A 19140-nucleotide genomic window follows, 5' to 3' on the forward strand; every position below is an offset into this window, starting at 1 on the left:
TGATGAAATCAGGCATGACTTGTAAGCGCAACCTTTATTTGACGTCGATTTCAGGCAGAAGGAGTTAATGGTAGATGAATACTAGACTTGTCTTTGCACGATTTGTGGCGATTGTTGTTCTGGTCATTCCCGGGTTAATGGCAATGAAGGGTTTTCTGATGATGAAAGATGCCCTTTTCCTGTATTATGCCGAGCATGGGAACGAGCAGATCTCACCAGGCTTTCAGTGGCTCTCCTTTGGCGGAGGCCTTGTCCTGTTTGCCGCAGGCATGAGTTTTTTGGGAGGCTGGATTCTGTTCCGTGATCGCAAGCGTAACTATGTAGGGCCGCGTTTTCGCTCCAAGAGCACTCCCTCAGCCGAAAAGGCAGACTCGCCCGGTACGACTTCCTGAGTCCGGGCTTTTTGTCGTATATACGGAACACCACCTGTTTCCATCATCCAAACCTTATATCTGCCTTTATATACCATGTACGATCAGGTATAATGCTTGCTTATTCCGACACGTATTTGCATAAATTCAGAGTTAGCTTCTATTCTCCCGTAAATTAGAGACAGAAGATAACCCGGAGTAGTCTCCGGGTTATTCGTATAGTGCATCCCGCAGCTTGGTAGACATGCGCGACTCTTTAGAAGAAGACTTCAGAATCGTTCGGCGCAAGGTCAGATTACTGGCTTGCAGCCGCTCAGCTTCAGCAAACAAATCTGCAATCAAGGCCTGTGCAGCCTCATCAAGAACGGCCTGTCCTTTCAAACGTTCATATCGCTCCTGCAATTCGGATAATGTCTCACTCATCGTTAACACCTCTTTTCAATCAGCTCCCGGTTAGTCAACTGCCGTAACCAACAGCATAACCATCCATATAGTAACACAAAGCTGCTTAGATTAGTTCTGGCTCTTACCAAAGATTTTGTGGTACTCTGTAATGGTCGCTTTTTTGTTGAATCCCGTATGTGAGAGGAGTAGCAGCACGTGCAAACAGGACGTATTACCGTAATTACAGGACCTATGTTTAGTGAAAAATCCGGTGAGCTCATTCGCCGTTGTCAGAAATTAATTCAATTCGGCCGTAAAAAGGTCGTTGCCTACAAACCTGCTGAAGATGATCGGTTTGCCCAGGACGAAATCGTTAGCCGAATCGGCTACCGCCTGCCTGCCCATTCCATTCCACGGCAATTGACCCCGGAATCTGTAGAGATGATCCTGACTCAGACCAAGGATGCTGATGTTGTTGCATTTGATGAAGTACAATTTTTCAGCAGTGCCATTATGGAGCTGGTCTCCGAGCTTGCCTATTGTGGCAAACATGTTATTGTGGATGGACTGAATATGGATTACCGTGGCAAGGAATTCGGATATGTAGGCGGTTTACTCGCCATGGCAGATGACATTGAGAAACTCTCGGCATTCTGCGCCGTATGCGGAAGCCCGGATGCGGCCTTCACCCAGCGCATCGTTAATGGTGAGCCGGTTACCCTCGGCCCGGTTGTTATGATTGGCGATTCAGAAGCTTACGAGCCGCGCTGTCGCTGCTGTTTCATTCCTCCTCACAAAGTAGAATGCTGAGATGGCTTCCCATATTCAATGTATAGGTTCTGATCGGCGGTATCTGCTGCTACAGATTTCCTGAGATTTTTTTATAAAAAAGCCCTTGAGGGGCTTTTTTGCTATATATTTAGTTAACATCAACATACCTAAATTCCACTTTACCCTAACTAGGTTGGGGTTTTAATCTATCTGTACGTACAAAAAAGCACCGCTTTCCAGCGATGCTTCCATAGGTCACTTCCCGTTAGTCCCGGGAAACAAAATATTTGTTGGTCATGTAGTATGCGTCACCACGCGACGTTTCTACCATTCCTTTTTTGGCATCCAAAAATACAATTTCCTTGCACTTGGTGCAGTACCATTTGGTGCGCTTATATGGAGATTCCGTTACATACGCCGTGCCACATTTACAATCAATCTTCATTAATAACTCGGTTGATTTATAGGCGCTGGACAACCGTTCCAGGTTATCCTGCTGCTGTGTAGGCATAATGGTCTGCTGATAATCCGATAAATGATTCTGAACCTTGAAGTCTGCTACCAAACCTGCATTCAATCCAAAAAACTCCTTGCCGATCTCGGTCACGAAGCGCTTCTCATTTTTGTAGCAATCCAGCCACTCAATAATCTGCTTATTAGACAGTGGAACCGTACCCTTGATACCGCTGTTTAAGGTGTAGGTCATGATGTATAAAGTATCGTCTTGTCTACCTGAGTACATTAGAATCCTCCTTCGAATACATTTGCTAATGTACTACAAAAACGCTCATAAATCAAAGCAATGTTATTTCCTGAGCGTATCTCTTCCTTCATTAAATGGGCAGCATTCCTCGTTGCTCCGCCAATGTTTTACAAGAACTGCATACACCTGTAACATTTCCCTGGGAAGTCGCATAAAAAACGATGGACTTTACTTTTTTACTACAGAGTGAACAATAGTGCCTCCTTTCCTTCGTTGGAATGTAATCGGATAGGTTTACTACGTTTGAGTTTGATTTGAATCTGTGCAAGAAGCTCAGCCATTTCATCCCGTTCTCTCTCTTCCTTGCTTGCCTTCTTAAGAGTGTCACTTGCTTAGTCTCACGCAAAATATGATCCTGCAAAAGTTATGTATACGATTCCAAGTTGTGCATGCTTATCTCATAATCTATTCGACGTTTGGAGCCTTTTTCCTGTTTTTAATCTCTACACATACAAAAAAAACCGACAGAACCTGCTCCAAACTCTTGTAAAGAAAGGAACATAATGCGTCGGTTAGCGTGCTTTATTTATAAAACGTCCCAAGAACTTCCAACTCGGGTGAACGCTCAATTCGAAACGGATAGATGTATCCCTGATTCAGCTTGGTAAACTTGCGACTCCACAGGTCAAGTCCAGATGTAAATTGATACGCCTGATATACAAATTTGGAACAATAATTCCGTTCAATGCTGCGTAGATTCGTCTGCAAACGATACCACTTCACCTGCTTATAATGCTCGTGTACCCACTCTGCTGCCTTAACACCAGCCAGATTCAAGCGGGAACGAAATATAATGAATCGATCCCCTTCATAAAAGCGGGTGATATACCACTCCAAGGAATCGGCAAACACCGGTCCGTAAGGATGTACGTGATACACTTTGCCGTCCAGTCCAATGATTCCCATATGCCCAGCGTAATAAGTTGATTCCGAGCTCGGTGTATAAACAATATCTCCTGGCTCCAGCTTCATCTGGCCCAAAGCTGTAACGGGCAAGTCCTGGTACAGCCTCTTGGCTGCTGAACGCGCACGGCGCCCTTCCACCAACCATCGGTGCAGCTTACCAGCCAGTGCAAGATAGATTGCGGATAACTTGATTCGTTTTTTCTCAGTACCTTTGAACCACCGTCGGGTAAATGTGGATATACGTTGTAAAGCTTTTCTCATATTCTGCACTCCACTCTGATCTGTTTGACGTTTCTCGATGCTTTTTCTCTTATTAAGGCTCATTATAGTCATTTGATGATGTATGTTCAATTTGGCTCCCTGCTCTATATTGTGCATATATGCCTACTTCATACCATGTTTATGCAAAAAAAGAGGCTTCGGATTTACCCGAAACCTCTGCCAAAGTATGCAATCAATACATTTTTGTTATTCTACTCTTCCACAACACCAAGTGCCTTATTTTTTTCTTTGAAACGACTGTTGTGAGAAGATACATAAGCGACTTTTTCCGCCTCAGGGTCCATATATAATTTCGCACTATTGACCGCCAGCGCTGCATCCGTAAATGTACCCGCAATAAGATACAGTTTACTTCCATAATCGACAAAGTCTCCTGCGGCGAAAACGCCTGGGATATTCGTTTGCAGCTTCTCTGTTGTGCTGACATGCCATTCTCCAAGTTCAAGTCCCCAATCCCGGATCGGTCCAAAATCACTCTTCATCCCGTGATTAACGATAATTGCATCCACATCCAGCAGTTCACTTTCGCCCGTCTCAACATGGGATATCGTCACCTGTTCGATCATTTCTCCACTTTGACTATGCAACGTGTCCACGGCATATGGTGTACGAATATCGACCGAAGATTCTCTCATGCGCAGTACATTGCGCTCCAGTCCACCAAAGCGGTCACGACGATGCACCACCGTTACTTGCTCTGCCAGTGCCTCAAGTTCATTGGCCCAATCCACAGCGGAATCTCCTCCACCTGAGATTAATACCCGCTTGCCCCGGAATGGTTCCAACTCTTGTACCGTATAGTGGAGATTGGTGACCTCATAACGGTCAGCTCCTTCAAGCTCCAGCTTGGCCATTTTATATATACCATACCCGATCGCCAATATGACGGTACGTGTCCAGTGTTGTTCTCCTGAAGCCGATGTCAGCAGAATCGTGCCATCCGGTTGACGCTCGAAGCCTTCGATTTGCTGTTCAAACACAATCGTTGGTTCAAACGTTCTCGCCTGTTCTTCCAACTGTTTAATCAGATTCTCACATAGAATCGGGGTGACACCGCCGACGTCCCAGATCATTTTCTCTGGATAAAAGAGCATGCGACCGCCCAATTTATCCCGCGCCTCAATCAACTTGGTCTTCATATCACGCATCCCGCTGTAAAATGCAGAATACATCCCGGCAGGTCCGCCGCCGATAATTGTTACATCATATAATTCCAAATGCTGATCCATTTCTTTACCTCCATCAGTTCGATCCAAAGCACTTTAACTATTTGATATCGATTCTCATTATCACTATTTTTCTAGTCTAATGGGAAACTTATCAAATTACAATGGATAAAATTCAAACAATTCTTATACAAAACTACCATCGGTTATTTACTTGTTGATTACTTTACTTTGGGAGCTGCCAGTAGATGCTCGACAACGAAATCGATTTGCTTGTTTATGGAATAGATATCCGAGTAATAGAAGAAATCAAAGTCAATCTCGATTAGACGGCCTTCTTTGATAGCGGGTATGCTATTCCAGATTGGATTATCGTTAAGGTTATCCGCCCCTTCATATACCGAACGAAATACGTAGTCTCCCATATACTCAGGAAGAACTTCCATGGACAAGGTCGAACCTGCAGCGTCGGAAACTACGTCAATTTTTTTCTGGACAGCTTCAGGTGCTTTCATTTCCAAGTACTCGTATATAGCCTGAGATCCTCGGCCGTATTGCTTACTTTCTACAATGACCATCTCTTTCAGCCCACCCTCGACGATGGAGGCCGTTTTGTCCAGTATGCCTGCATCAGCAAGTGTTTTCTTGCTCTCTTCGACTTTGCTGTTAAGATTGTCAATTAAAACGTCAGCTTCCTGTTCTTTGCCGAAAATGCTAGCTATACTATGAAGTCTTTCTTCCGTTGTCAATTTTTCATATGGGACATAAACCGTTGGTGCAATATCTTTTAATAGCGTGTAGGTCTCTTCTGAAGGAACAATGATCAAATCCGGGTCCAGATCAATGACAGCTTCAGGGTTTGGTTCAAACCAGGTTCCCAGTGAATTTACACCTTCAAGCTCATTCTTATAAGCAGCCCCATCAAATACGTCAGACGTCGCAATAGGCTTAATTCCAAGCGCTACAACATCTCCTTGAAGATACAACACAACAACCCGTTTGGGATTAGCTGGAACAACAACATCGCCCTTTACCGTTGAGACGGTTCGTGTTTCATTGTCTTTGTTCGTCTGGCTTCCCGTGTCTGATGACACAGTCGTACTACTGTTGTTGGAACTGGCACCCGTTCCTTCGCCAGCTACTGGTGTTGTTGCTGAACCTGAAGAACAGGCCGCGAGGAGCATCGTTATGCTTAATAATGCAACCATGATCATGCTGGAACTTGTTTTTCTTCTTTTCATTGGTGTAGACCCTCCGTCTTTATATTGATAATGATTCTCATAATCAATATATCCTCGCTTCCATCTCCAGCCAATGGACGATTCGGAGATTTGCAATGGACGATCTTCTGCCAGGCTCTGATCTCTCACCCTTTGCTGATAGAGGGTCGGAGACAGGCCCACATGTTTTTTAAAGATGCGACTGAAATAATATACATCCGAATAACCCACTTCTGCTGCGATTTCGCGCAAAGTTGCATCCGATCGAGCAAGCAGATTTCGAGCCTCAGCCAGTCTGGTTTGAATGAGATAATCAATCGGACTGTATCCCGTCTTACGTTTGAATTGCATGGATAAATGACGAGAGCTGTAGTTGAATTGTTCGGCCAAAAAATCCAGAGTCACTTGTTCCCTATAGTGATTCTGTATGTAACGGAGTGTTTGTTGCACTGGGTCTGGTAGCACTGTACTGACCTCCTGCTCCGCTAATTGAAACATGAGTTCATGAATAAATTGGTAAAACAAACTCTTCACTTGAAGCAGTTCCAGACTTCCTGCCTGATCCCAGACTTTCTCCAGCTCACCCAGATGACGTAATAAAGCAAGGGGATCGCTTGGTGTAAACCCATATTGTAAAGAGTACGGAGCTACCTGGGGTGCTTGCCTCAACGTTTTACGATGAATTGGGAATGCAAGGAATGCCCTGTAGAACAGCAAAACATATTCAAATTTTTCGTTTTCGCTAGCAAGGATATTTATCGACGATCCTTTACCACCGTGAAGAATGTAAAATCGCTGAGCTTCATAAGCTTTTCCATCCATTTTCAGCTGAGCTGCACCACGTATGATGTATATATAACCGTTTGCAGGCAGCACATAGGTATCCAGGATCTCCCCTGCCTCCATGACGATCCTGCGTATATCCAGAATTTTGACAGCCGCTCGATTCCAGTATTGCATCTGTTCATTTAATTGCATTGATTACTCTCCAATCCCAGTCTCACCGGTACAAAGACCTTGAACAGGTCATCGTACTACAAACGCTATCCTCACTGATGTGTTACAGAGGGGACATATTATTCCTTCATTATAGATGATAATAATTTTCATTATCAACTGTATTTTGACCAGGATTAGATTTCACCACATTTATATATTCGCTTCGATCGGTTCGATTACTTCTTATCTGATATCTTTGTAAACCACGCTGCGAGTTCCTCCGTCTGATCCAACGTTGCAATCGGGTCAAAGTACCATGAACGATCCGGACTCCAGATAAACACATGATCATTCTTGACGGCATCAAGCGAGCTCCAGACTGGCTTGGTCTTCAATTCCTCTACAGTCAGGTTATCTGCCGTAAGAATAATGTAGTCACCAGCAAAATCGGGAATGGATTCGGACGAGACTTCCACAAGCTGATCCTTCATTAATATCTCTTTCTTGTCTGCCGGAGGATTCAATCCCAGAGCACTGTACACAGCCTGACCCCCACGACCAAAATTATCACCAAAGGCTAATGGTGCTTTATCGTAAAATTGCATAACGGATACTTCTGCATCCGAATCAATTGCTTCACTGACACTCTTCTTGGCGTCCGCTATTCGTGCATCGTAATTGGTAGTCCACGCTTCAGCCTCTTTTTCTTTATTCAGTGCTTTACCGAAATAAGTGATTTCTTCATGAGTATTTTTCAATTCACCATAAGGAACTACAAGAGTCGGAGCAATTTTGCTAAAAGAGTCGAACAAATCCGGATTCCCTGTAATAATCAAATCCGGTTGAAGTTCCAATACCTTTTCGAGAGAGATGGTTTCGTATTCACCAATATTCTCTACACCTTCGAGTGACTCGATAAAATAAGGATTCTTCAAATTCATTTCCGGTGTACCTACGGGCTTGATTCCCAAAGCAATCAGGCTTCCCAAATATAAATCAACCACAATTCGCTTAGGTTCAGCCGGGACCGTGATATCTCCCTTGACCGTCGAGATGATCCGAGGCTCGGAAGTGCTCGATTGGCTATCTGCCGTTACTGTGCTGGTGGCACTCGAAGTCCCTTTGTTTCCCGTTGTTTCTCCCCCAGAATTACTAATTGCCCCTGGCGAGCAGGCACTGAGCAGTAGAGTGAGACTTAATAAAATACTAAGCAGCATTCCCGTTCTTGTCTGTGTATTCATGTGCAATGACCCTCCGTGTTTATATTGATAATGATTATCATCATCGTTATAAACATACCTTCCAGCTCTTCCACTGGAAATGTCATTTCGCGCCAAGGTCGATGTCAGATCAGGCCATTTTAAGGGGCCGGATGTTTTCTCCTTGAACTGAAGTGGAGAAACACCTGTATGTTTTTTGAACATACGTCCCAGATAATATCCGTCCGGATAACCGATGCCTGCTGCAATCTCATCCAATGTAGCGTCGGTATAGAGCAGCATCTCCTTGGCCTTGAACATACGGAACTGAATCAAATAGTCGATTGGACTATAACCAGTCGCCTCTTTGAACTTTCGGGACAGACTTCTGGGACTGCTGCCGATCATTTCAGCCAGAACATGCAGTGTTAGTGGCTTCGCATAGGAAGTTTCCACAATTTCGATTACTTGGTTGACTTGATCCGTAACGGAATAACGGGTTGCAGCATGAGGAATTTGTGCTGATACTTTCTCTACAAAAGGATAAAAAAGGCTTTTTGCCTGAAAATGATGTATGGGGTTCTTTTGATTCCATAAAGTGTGCATCTGTTTCACTTGCTCATAAAGCACAACTGGTGACTTGGGGGCAAACCCATAGGTTATCTGAAATGGATTCATGTGCTCCATCATGTTGCCCAAATCTGTTCTTCCACCACTTGGCAAGCTTGCTTTATACATAAGGTAAAACAGGTTCAATCCGGATTGTCCAGCTTCAATATGCAGCACGCTCCCCTTTCCACCATGGAGAACATAAAAACGACTTACTTCATGCTTCAGTTCGTTTATGGTCACATAGGCTTTACCCTGGATGGTGAATACAAATGTACTTGCAGGAAATTTATATGTTAGCTCCTCAGTTGGACCTAACTCCATATAACGTATATCCGCAATACTCACTGCAGCATAGTTCCAGAGTATGTAATAATTATTCCACATTTCATTAACTCAACCCCGTCTAAATAGATTCACTAACAGTCCTTCACTCATTGATAACCATTATCAATTATGATCAGCATGTAAGCAATACACAAGTGAAAGTAAACTAATTAGCAAACATATCTTCATCTGCTTCTCGTAACATCCGATATATGTAAGTAAATCCACGATATAACGAAGAAGGGGAAAAGACCATGAATTCAATTTCACCTGCCTCAAAAAGCAGCTCCACCCGGGAGCCAAGTCTCCAGCAGAGATAAGGAAATTCAGGGACTTATGCAGCAGAAGGTTAGACTTAATGAAGAAGTACAAGCTGTAAAATCCAATGATGAACTGGACACCAAAACCAAAGCTGCACGAATTAAATCATTAACGAGCTCCATTACGCAAATCGACACGCAGATCGCCCAGATCAAAGCAGAGGAAATGGAGGAAAAAAACAAATTAAAACAGCCTGAGAAGACCAAAGAACAACAGCCTCAGCGTAATGATGAAACACAAACTCCATCGATGGACCACTTAATTAAGCACAGTCAGACTTATGATCAGTTAGGTAAACTGGTCGGTTTGCGTGATCGCATGAACAGCTCCATTCAGACCATTGAAGGGGAAACCAAGTTTGACCTACTGGTTCTGGAGATTAATGCTGGTGCTGGCAAATCGATGATGCTTGAGAATGCTGAACGTACCGTATTCCAGAAAAAAAGAGAAGTTGTTCAGGACATCAGCTCCCAAATGAGCAAAGTAGGTCAGAAGATTGGAGATTTGATAAAAGAGATACATCAGCCTGAACCAAAAGAATCCGTTTCGTCTCCTACACCTTTATCCTCTGCGGAAAAGGAAAAGCAGGAAGTCTCCGAAGGAAATAAGGCTGAAAATAAATCGAGGATTTCCAATGATACGCAGAATGATAAAGACCCAGGAAAAGTTCAAGATACGCAATCAAATGCATCCCTTTCCCCATCCTATACTTCTCTCGACATCCGGGTTTGAACAGATGAAAGAGGTGATATGTAGTTTCAGACCATATTAAAAAATGGATGTTGATTCACCATATATTTTTTTATAGTAGGCGTATGTCTGATCATAATCTAAAAAAGTTCCCGACAGCTTTCGAAGCACATAACGATCATTCTGCAACAAATAATGAGCACTGGCTGCGCTCTTGAACAAAAATACAAGCTCATTCTCGGAAACAAATTGGTTCACATTTATTCCACTGCTAAGAATGAAGCGCTGCAGATCCTCATAAAGTCCAATAGTATACTTATGAGCATCATTTTTGGAAAAGAAGAAATCTAAGCTGTCACTATGATAAGAACCGTTTTTAGTAAAAGTGACATTCGCTGACCAGCCATCAAAATCAAAAGTTAGTACTTCTTCACTCTTACTTAACCATTGCTCATCTGAATATTTTTTTAAATTATCAATATGAACTATTTCTTGACCAAAATAATTCATCAAATTACCGGCTTCAAGATACTTAGAAAAGATTAGTTGTGAAATTTCAGTTTTATTCAGTAGATCCATCTCCTTTGTACTTCTTTTAAAGCATTAAAATTTATTTTATTATAACAGGAGTAGAGGTTGTAAAGGCCTCCTAAATGTATAAAAAACCGTTACAAAAAGGCCATTTAAGCCCGATTGTAACGGTTTTTTACGTTGCATATTTATGATAAATCATAAAGTTCAATCTGCTCATACATCAGTAATCAAAAATTGGTCTATATCATTCCTGATCCTTTCAAGACACCTTATGCTCAATTCTCAGCTTGTCAGCGACCATCGCGATGAATTCGCTATTGGTTGGTTTCGACTTGCTGATGTTGATCGTGTAGCCAAACAGGTGGCTGATGCTGTCGATGTTACCGCGTGTCCAAGCCACTTCAATCGCATGACGGATGGCGCGTTCGACGCGGGACGGCGTTGTTTTGAATTTTTCGGCAATAGCCGGATACAAAGTTTTGGTGATAGCACCCAAAATTTCGATATTATTATACACCATCGTAATGGCCTCGCGCAAATATTGATATCCTTTAATATGCGCAGGAACGCCGATTTCATGTATGATGGACGTGATGCTAGCATCCAAATTTTTGTGTTTACCCATCGGCACCACGTTGGACTTGTTCAAAAACATGGATGAACCGCCACCACCACCTGTGGAGATCGTGGTTTGCGTGCCAACCAATTGACGTACACGATTCGCGAGCACTTCCATGTCAAACGGTTTCAGGATGTAATAAGAAGCTCCGAGTTGCACGGCACGCTGCGTGATATTCTCTTGTCCGAACGCCGTAAGCATAATGACTTTGGGCTGTGGAGACAGATTCAGGTTGCGCAGACGCTCCAACACACCCAGTCCATCCAGGTGAGGCATAATAATATCCAGAATCAACACATCCGGTACATCGCGAGTTTGCTCCAGCAACTGCAGCACTTCTTCTCCATTGTAAGCAATTCCGGTTACTTCCATATCTTCCTGTTCAGATATATATTCGGCAAGCAAATTCGTAAATTCACGATTATCATCGGCCAGCAATACCTCAATTTTTTGCAAAACGGTATCCTCCTTTAATTTAAACATCGTTTCGTACATTTCCTTACAGGTTAAATTTTCGACACAGGAGAGGAAATTCCTTCTGTCGAAAATTATTTTTCTTTATTTTTTTTTCGCGTTGCTATATAATAAATAATTTATTTCATGATCTGATAATTTACGTTGCTGTTCGACAAAAAAACCTTAAGGCGGGTTATCCCGCTTTAAGGTTTTTTGCATTATCCTTTTTCATCATCACTCCGGCATCCTGTAACATCCACTCAATAAAACAGCCATAACCTGATTTCGGATCATTAACAAATACATGGGTAACGGCACCGATTAGTTTGCCATTCTGTACGATGGGACTGCCACTCATGCCTTGTACAATACCTCCGGTCTTATCCAGCAGCTTCGGATCCGTAATACGAAGAACCAAGCCTTTTGTTGCCGGTTCAGATTGATCGGCGACATGGACGATATCAATAGAGAAGCGTTCCACTTGTTGACCCTCAACGACAGTAAGAATTTCAGCAGGTCCTTCTTTTACCTCATGCGAGAACGCAACGGGAATCCCTTTAGAATACAGACTATGTTCAGGATTATCGGACATTTTACCAAAGATGCCAAAAGCCGTATTGCGTTCAATATTGCCTAATATTTTGCTTTCCTTTAAGAAATGTGCTCGCTTCTCACCTGGGTCACCGGATTCACTTTTGGAGATGGACGTGACATTAGACTGAACGATTTGACCACTACCCACAACGATGGAGGTCTGAGTATTCATATCTGTAATCACATGTCCCAGTGCGCCGTATACGCCCTGATCTGGAGCATAGAAGGTTAATGTACCCACACCTGCAGCAGAGTCACGAATGTACAATCCAAGCCTCCAGGCTTGATCTTCCGCATCATACGCTGGAGTCAACCGAGTTTTCACTGTTTCTTTACCACGTTTTAAGACTACATCGATTCCTTTTTTGCTCTTGCCGGCAAGCTCTACAACTTCTGCTACACCCGCAACCCCATTCAGACGTTTCCCATCCATGTGGGTAATCAGATCACCGAGCTTGATGCCTGCTGATTCTCCAGGAGATACGCGCTCGTCCTGTCCAGAACGCACCAGATGGTGTCCAACAACCAAAATACCTGCAGATTTAACTTTGACGCCAATGGTTTGACCCCCGGGTACCACACGCAAGTCCGGAATCACGTTTACATTCACCGTTTTTACCGGAATCTTGCCCCACAACTTCAACGTTAACTTGGCATGTCCCGTTTGTTGGGGATGAAGATGCAAAGGTTGTTGCCTGGTTACGTGCACCGCATTCTCCTGACCATCGAAACCAACAATGTCGGGGCGGTCCACAACAGCACTTGAAGCGGCCGGTACAGCAAGACGAACATCAGCCTGTCTGCCTGCAAACACCTGTAGTTCATCAGGCAATGAGGCATAACTTTGCACAGGCTGGATCGCCTGGCTGATCACACATAGAAAGAAGGCAAATAAAAGACCTAGCAATTTCTTCCTGAGGGGGGAATTCAATGGCTGTCACACTCCCTTTGCTTCTTTCGCTTGACGAAAGGTGGTCGCCAATTGCGTACCTATAAGATAACCTCGCCCCCAGGCTTTTATTACTGTCAATCATTACGCCAGCCGCTCGTTTCACCCTTTTTTGGCTTCCGCCAAATTCAGCATTTCCTGAGCATGATGCAATGTTTTTTCTGTAATTTCCACTCCGCCCAGCATACGTGCCAATTCCTTCACTCTGCCTTCCTCTGACAGCGATTCCACCTGCGTCATCGTACGCCCGTCTACGACATGTTTTTCGATGAGATATTGATGGTCTGCCATACAAGCGACTTGTGGTAAGTGAGTAATGGAAAAAACTTGGCAAGTGGAGGACAGACGGAATAATTTTTCAGCAATCGACTGTGCGGCTCTTCCGCTTACACCCGTATCTACCTCGTCAAAGATTAACACGGGGATCCGGTCATGACGTGCGAAGATACTCTTCATCGCGAGCATCATCCGGGACAACTCACCCCCGGAGGCAATCTTGCCAAGCGGACGTAGAGGCTCCCCAGGATTCGGTGAAATCAGGAATTCCGCGTTATCTGCCCCCTGACGGGTCAGACGTATGCGTCGACCATTCCATTCAATCCCTTTCTGATCTTCAAAGGGAGTAATCTGTACCCGCAACGTTGTTCTTTCCATCTGGAGATCCTTCAGTTCACTTTCCACCTGGGCTGCCAGATCCTCTGCACATTGCTTACGAACCCGGCTGAGCTCCTCGGCAGACTCCATGACCAGCTTGAGCAATTTGTCACGTTCATTACGCAACTTCTCCAGCCGTTCATCCTTGTTCTCCAGCTGGTCGGTTTCATGGCTGATTTGTTCATAATAATTCAGAATAAGTTCGACACTGTCCCCGTATTTCCGTCTGAGGCCAGAAATCAGATTCAGCCGCTGTTCCACTTCTTCCAATCTTGCTGGATTAAATTCAATCTTCTCTCGATAATCGCGCAACTGAAACGTGGCGTCTTCCAGCTGGTAAAATGCAGACTGGAGCTGTTCCACAATAGGCTGTAACCCTTTGCTGTCATATCCCGAAATATCCTCAATTCGTGACAAAGCGATACTTACGGCCTCCAGCCCACGTTGACCGCTAAGCAGATCATATGCACCGGCAACACTGTCCATCATTTTCTCACTATGGGATAGTTTGACCCGTTCTTCTCCAAGTGATTCATCCTCACCCTGGGTTAGAGATGCAGCTGCAATTTCTTCAAGTTGAAAGCGATACATGTCCAACAGTTGATATGCACGCTGACTGGATTCCTGAAGTGCACGCAGTTCTTTTTCGGCAGTAATGAACTTGCTATAGCGCTGCTGATATTCCGTTTTGACAGGGCCTATAACTGTCGCGCCGTATGTATCCAGGAGCCCGAGATGGCTCTCTGCACGCAGCAAGCTTTGATGTTCATGCTGTCCGTGAATATTGATTAGTTTTTCGCCTACTTCACGAAGCATGGTCAGATTGACCAGCTGTCCGTTAATTCGAGATGTACTTTTGCCTTGGATGTTCAGTTCTCGGCGAATCACCAGATGCTCCTCTGGTTCACAATGAATACCAAGCTTCTCCAGTGTTTCCCATACCGGATGACTAGGCTCCATTTCGAATAGAGCCTCCATCTCGGCCTTCTCACATCCATAGCGGATGAGATCTGCGGAGCTTCGTCCGCCAGCAATCAAACCCAGTGCATCAATAATAATCGATTTACCTGCTCCTGTTTCACCTGATAAGACGTGAAATCCCTGGTGAAATACAACATCCACCTCTTCCACTACAGCCAGATTACGAATCGATAATGTTACTAACATCTGCAAAAACACCTCCGGATGGCTAACTCAGAAATTATGTTTTTGAACAATAATGATCTAGGAAATGTAACCCATAATTCGCTCGATTACAGTCACACTGTTATCTTCCGTCCGGCAAATGATGAGTATGGTGTCATCTCCACAGATCGTACCCATGACTTCAGTCCATTCAATATTATCGAGCAAAGCAGCAATGGAATTTGCCGTTCCAGGTAAACACTTCATTACGACCAGATTATTCGTATGATCAATGTGCAAGAAGTTGTCCACAAGGGCACGTTTTAATTTCTGAATCGGGTTATAGCGTTGATCTGTAGGCAGCGAATATTTGTATCTTCCATCATCCATGGGAATCTTGATTAAAAGGAGCTCCTTGATATCCCTGGATACCGTGGCCTGTGTCACTTGAAATCCTGACTGACGCAGTGCCTCAACCAGATCATCCTGGGTTTCAATTTCGTTTTGACTAATAATTTCACGTATCTTAATGTGCCGTTGTCCTTTCATACATGCCTCCAGTTCATTGTATTGCAATAAGCCGGCAGTCCGTTGGTTATTCATGAGGCCTTTGCCAGCAATTTTGTTGTCAATCAATTATCAAATCTGGTTCCAGTTTTATATATGCCACTAATCCAGCCCATCTCCGTCATACACATCTTCCTGATAGTCCATAAGCCTGATTACTTTGATATCCGACTCCTCCATGTCTACATACAGCAATCCTTCACAGCCGGGGTATAACAATAAATAATACAGAAAGCGATCCCGCAGCGCTGGTCCAGTAAGTTCAAACGGTTGCCTGCGACGTGACGTCTTTACGAGATACCTGAGATCATCCCGCTCTGCAATATAATCTATGAACAGTCTGCTGTAATAAACGGATTTATCCGCTTCAAAAGCTAAAGGAACTTTCATTTTGCCTCCGATGACTTCATATCCTTCCGCCTCAAGCAGATCGACTGCAGGTGAATCCTGAATTTCCGAATTCAATTGCATGCCGGACAAGCTTACCGGAATCGGTCGGTTAACCCAATTTCTTAAGCCAAAGAACAGCCACAAAATCAAGCAGACAGCAAATACACCAATAACGATTGTGTCATATTGCCCATCCATCATCGCTCACCTCGAAGACTTATTCGAGGTTCGACAACCAATTTCCTTTTAGCTTGTCACCTTTCCAGCGAAAAGAAACCCATCCTATGATGAGTTTCCTGTAAAAGTATGGGCGGCTTCTGTTGCAACTTGGTCTGCAAGTGCATCAAGTGAAGCCCCAACGTTCTCTAGTTGTGTTGGTCCTGGTGCTTCCAGACGCCAGTGGGCGAGAAATTCAATATTGCCTTCTCCTCCAGTAATTGGGGAGAACGTCAGTCCTTGCAGTTTCAACCCAAGCTCATTGGCGAAACGAAGCATCGTCTGCAGGACGTCCTTGTGTACCCTTGAATCACGAACGACGCCCGACTTCCCGACCTTCTCACGACCTGCTTCAAATTGCGGTTTAATTAGTGCTACAATGTCTGCCGGCTGTTTTAGAAGTGCCAGCAGCGGTGGCAAGATAATTTTCAGTGAAATAAAGGATACATCGATACTGGCAAAGTTAGGTACAGGTCCATTCAGATCTTCCGGAGTCACATATCGGAAATTCGTTCGTTCCATTACAGTAACCCGTTCATCATTACGAAGGGACCAATCCAGCTGATTATAGCCTACATCGATCGCATATACATGCGCTGCTCCATGTTGTAGGGCACAATCGGTAAAACCGCCAGTTGACGAACCAATATCAAGCATCACAAGTCCATTCATCTTGAGGTCGAAGTGACGGATCGCTTTTTCCAGCTTTAATCCGCCTCGCCCAACATAGGGATGTACTGAACCCTTTACTTTGAGTTCAGCTTCCCGTGGAATCTTCATGCCCGCTTTTTCAATCCGCTCGTTGTTAGCATATACCAGTCCAGCCATGATCGCAGCCTTTGCCTTCTCACGGCTTTCATAATATCCCTGCTCAACCAGCAGAACATCAATTCGTTCTTTCGGGAGTGACATGTCTTTCTCCTATCATGTAGTAATCCTAATATTCAATAATGTGTTTCAGTTATGAAGGGAACCGAGTTCTGGACATGCCGTATGAAGATTGGGCTGCCATACTGCGCAACTCTGAACTCACATTCTCGACGGTGAGTCCCACTTCTTCCCTTTGCTCCTCAATACTGCCATGTTCGATGAAACGATCCGGAATCCCCATCAGTTGCACATGAACATCGTGCAGCCCTTGTTCAGCGTAAAACTCCAATACAGCACTTCCCATGCTTCCCGCCTGTGATGCTTCTTCAAGCACAATAAGTTTCGTACCCCGAACAGCCAAATCACGCAGCATTTGTTCATCCAGCGGTTTCAGGAAACGGGCATTAATGACGCCAACCGTGATACCTTCCCTTTTAACCGTCTCTGCTGCTTCTTCTGCAAGTTGTACCATCGATCCCGAAGCGATAACAGCATAACCTTCAGATGGTCGAAGTTGTTCCCATCTGCCAATCGGAATGGGAATGAGTTCATCATCAAGAGGCACACCTACCACATTATTTCGTGGATAACGATAAGCAATGGGACCTTCATTATATTCAAGCGCTGTCTTCATCATATGGCGCAGTTCGTTTTCATCTTTTGGCATCATCAGCACGATATTCGGAATATGACGCATAAACGCCACATCGTATACCCCCTGATGCGTCTCGCCATCCGGGCCTACAAATCCTGCACGGTCAATAGCGAACATCACATTGGCGTTATGACGGCAGATATCATGAACAATCTGATCATATGCTCGTTGCATAAACGTCGAATAGACGGCAAATACCGGTTTCAAACCCTCCATAGCGAGCGCCGCACACATCGTTGCTGCATGTTGCTCTGCAATACCCACGTCAATCATCCGTTCTGGAAATTCTTTGCTAAACGGAATGAGGCCCGATCCTGTTGGCATGGCTGGAGTTACTGCCACGATTCGCTTATCCTGTTCGGCAAGTTCAACCAGCGTTTTACCAAACACTTCTGTATACATTGGTTTGCCCACAGCTTTGAGTACTTGGCCTGATTCAATCTTGTACGGAGAAATTCCGTGCCATTTGTGTGAATCGGCCTCAGCCGGCTGATACCCTTTGCCTTTGGTTGTAAGCACATGAACCATGACAGGGCCATCCACATTATCCGCCTGTTTGAACGTTTCAATCAACTTGGGAATGTCGTGACCGTCAATGGGTCCCAAATAAGTAAAACCCAGCTCTTCGAACAGAACTCCTGGAACCATCATATATTTGACACTATCTTTAATCCAGCTCGCCGATTTGGCCAGACGATCCCCAATGGCAGGGATTTTTTTGAGCATTCCTTCCACGTCATCTTTGGCTTTCAAATAGTGACGATCCGAACGAATTTTGCTCAAATATTTATGCATAGCTCCGACATTGGGAGCAATGGACATTTCATTATCATTCAGAATGACCATCAGTTTTTTCTGCTCATGACCAATGTGATTGAGTGCTTCAAAAGCCATTCCTCCTGTAAGCGCTCCATCCCCGATCATCGCGATAACCTGATTGTCTTCACCTTTGAGATCACGCGCAAGCGCCATACCCATTGCAGCAGACAATGATGTACTACTGTGACCCGCTTCCCATACATCATGTTCACTCTCGTTACGTTTGACAAATCCGCACAAGCCATTGTGCTGACGCAATGTATCAAAGCGATCCATACGCCCTGTCAGAACCTTATGCACATAAGCTTGGTGCCCTACATCGAAAATCATTTTGTCCACTGGACTGTTATAACAGTAATGCAGGGCTACCGTGAGCTCAACCACTCCTAAGTTGGGTGCGAGATGGCCCCCTGTAACGGACAGTTTCTCAATCAGAAACTGCCGGATCTCTGCCGACAAAAGAACGAGATCATCCTGAGACATCGACTTTAGATCACTGGGTTGTTTAATTTGTGGAAGCAGCACGAGAATCTCCCCGCTTTCCTAGATTGTTTGATTGTTGGTGTAATCTATATATACACAATTTATTAAATGACATTAAAACATTATAACATAAAAGAACAAGAATCATAATTTACGGCACTATACTCCAGATAACGAGCATTTTCGCCAGCAAGGTTCAATGATCTTCCTCTGTATGTATTCCATCGTTTTCTCGGAACTGACTTGCTCTATGAAGGCAGA

17 protein-coding genes are annotated in these 19140 nt (G+C 44.3%); 3 read left to right on the forward strand and 14 right to left on the reverse strand.

Features of this window, described 5'->3' with window-relative positions; all coding sequences use genetic code 11:
- The first annotated feature begins 74 nt into the window (after positions 1-74).
- Complete coding sequence (locus ACFTRD_RS17945; RefSeq protein WP_192268497.1) at positions 75-392, forward strand: DUF2627 domain-containing protein; 318 nt, start codon at positions 75-77, stop codon at positions 390-392.
- Positions 393-581: 189 nt separating this feature from the next.
- On the opposite strand, the gene ACFTRD_RS17950 is transcribed toward ACFTRD_RS17945, so the two are convergent.
- Positions 582-794 carry a hypothetical protein gene (locus ACFTRD_RS17950; RefSeq protein ID WP_379382373.1) on the reverse strand — a complete coding sequence of 71 codons (213 nt, stop codon included), beginning with the start codon at positions 792-794 and terminating at the stop codon, positions 582-584.
- 177 nt (positions 795-971) lie between these two features.
- Between ACFTRD_RS17950 and ACFTRD_RS17955 the strand changes: the two genes are divergently transcribed.
- The gene (locus tag ACFTRD_RS17955) at positions 972-1565 is read left to right on the forward strand and encodes a thymidine kinase (protein ID WP_024630974.1); all 594 of its coding nucleotides are present in this window, start codon (positions 972-974) and stop codon (positions 1563-1565) included.
- Positions 1566-1791: 226 nt separating this feature from the next.
- Here ACFTRD_RS17955 and ACFTRD_RS17960 read toward each other — a convergent pair whose 3' ends face one another.
- The 5 genes from ACFTRD_RS17960 to ACFTRD_RS17980 all read right to left on the reverse strand — a co-directional run bounded on the left by ACFTRD_RS17960 (position 1792) and on the right by ACFTRD_RS17980 (position 8997).
- Positions 1792-2268: a hypothetical protein gene (locus ACFTRD_RS17960; RefSeq protein WP_379382376.1), complete on the reverse strand. Its 477-nt coding sequence runs from the start codon at positions 2266-2268 to the stop codon at positions 1792-1794.
- A gap of 543 nt (positions 2269-2811) precedes the next feature.
- On the reverse strand, positions 2812-3456 hold the full coding sequence (locus ACFTRD_RS17965) for a hypothetical protein (RefSeq protein WP_379382378.1): 645 nt from the start codon (positions 3454-3456) through the stop codon (positions 2812-2814).
- A gap of 212 nt (positions 3457-3668) precedes the next feature.
- Positions 3669-4706, reverse strand: coding sequence for an NAD(P)/FAD-dependent oxidoreductase (locus ACFTRD_RS17970; RefSeq protein ID WP_379382380.1), 1038 nt, complete (start codon positions 4704-4706; stop codon positions 3669-3671).
- A 158-nt stretch (positions 4707-4864) separates the two neighbouring features.
- Positions 4865-6841 carry an AraC family transcriptional regulator gene (locus tag ACFTRD_RS17975; protein WP_379382382.1) on the reverse strand — a complete coding sequence of 659 codons (1977 nt, stop codon included), beginning with the start codon at positions 6839-6841 and terminating at the stop codon, positions 4865-4867.
- A 197-nt stretch (positions 6842-7038) separates the two neighbouring features.
- Positions 7039-8997 (reverse strand): ABC transporter substrate-binding protein, encoded by a 1959-nt coding sequence (locus tag ACFTRD_RS17980; RefSeq protein WP_379382384.1) that lies wholly within the window; start codon positions 8995-8997, stop codon positions 7039-7041.
- Between the two features lie 276 nt (positions 8998-9273).
- On the opposite strand from ACFTRD_RS17980, the gene ACFTRD_RS17985 reads away from it, so the two are divergent.
- Positions 9274-9990 carry a hypothetical protein gene (locus ACFTRD_RS17985; protein ID WP_379382386.1) on the forward strand — a complete coding sequence of 239 codons (717 nt, stop codon included), beginning with the start codon at positions 9274-9276 and terminating at the stop codon, positions 9988-9990.
- Positions 9991-10026: 36 nt separating this feature from the next.
- Here the strand turns inward: ACFTRD_RS17985 and ACFTRD_RS17990 are convergent, their stop codons facing one another.
- The 8 genes from ACFTRD_RS17990 to dxs form a co-directional block, all read right to left on the reverse strand.
- The gene (locus ACFTRD_RS17990; protein ID WP_379382388.1) at positions 10027-10527 is read right to left on the reverse strand and encodes a hypothetical protein; all 501 of its coding nucleotides are present in this window, start codon (positions 10525-10527) and stop codon (positions 10027-10029) included.
- Positions 10528-10741: 214 nt separating this feature from the next.
- Positions 10742-11557, reverse strand: a complete 816-nt coding sequence (gene spo0A, locus ACFTRD_RS17995; RefSeq protein WP_192268513.1) for a sporulation transcription factor Spo0A — start codon at positions 11555-11557, stop codon at positions 10742-10744.
- Positions 11558-11750: 193 nt separating this feature from the next.
- The gene (gene spoIVB / locus ACFTRD_RS18000) at positions 11751-13082 is read right to left on the reverse strand and encodes a SpoIVB peptidase (protein WP_192268515.1); all 1332 of its coding nucleotides are present in this window, start codon (positions 13080-13082) and stop codon (positions 11751-11753) included.
- Between the two features lie 120 nt (positions 13083-13202).
- Complete coding sequence (gene recN, locus ACFTRD_RS18005) at positions 13203-14921, reverse strand: DNA repair protein RecN (RefSeq protein WP_192268517.1); 1719 nt, start codon at positions 14919-14921, stop codon at positions 13203-13205.
- A gap of 57 nt (positions 14922-14978) precedes the next feature.
- Positions 14979-15428: a transcriptional regulator AhrC/ArgR gene (gene ahrC / locus ACFTRD_RS18010; protein ID WP_062324373.1), complete on the reverse strand. Its 450-nt coding sequence runs from the start codon at positions 15426-15428 to the stop codon at positions 14979-14981.
- A 120-nt stretch (positions 15429-15548) separates the two neighbouring features.
- Complete coding sequence (locus ACFTRD_RS18015) at positions 15549-16037, reverse strand: hypothetical protein (RefSeq protein ID WP_379382391.1); 489 nt, start codon at positions 16035-16037, stop codon at positions 15549-15551.
- Positions 16038-16118: 81 nt separating this feature from the next.
- Positions 16119-16964: a TlyA family RNA methyltransferase gene (locus tag ACFTRD_RS18020; RefSeq protein ID WP_379382393.1), complete on the reverse strand. Its 846-nt coding sequence runs from the start codon at positions 16962-16964 to the stop codon at positions 16119-16121.
- Between the two features lie 49 nt (positions 16965-17013).
- On the reverse strand, positions 17014-18921 hold the full coding sequence (gene dxs / locus ACFTRD_RS18025; RefSeq protein WP_192268521.1) for a 1-deoxy-D-xylulose-5-phosphate synthase: 1908 nt from the start codon (positions 18919-18921) through the stop codon (positions 17014-17016).
- Positions 18922-19140 lie beyond the last annotated feature (219 nt).

This window comes from Paenibacillus sp. NPDC056933 (assembly GCF_042674385.1).
In the GTDB taxonomy this organism is placed as follows: Bacteria; Bacillota; Bacilli; order Paenibacillales; family Paenibacillaceae; genus Paenibacillus.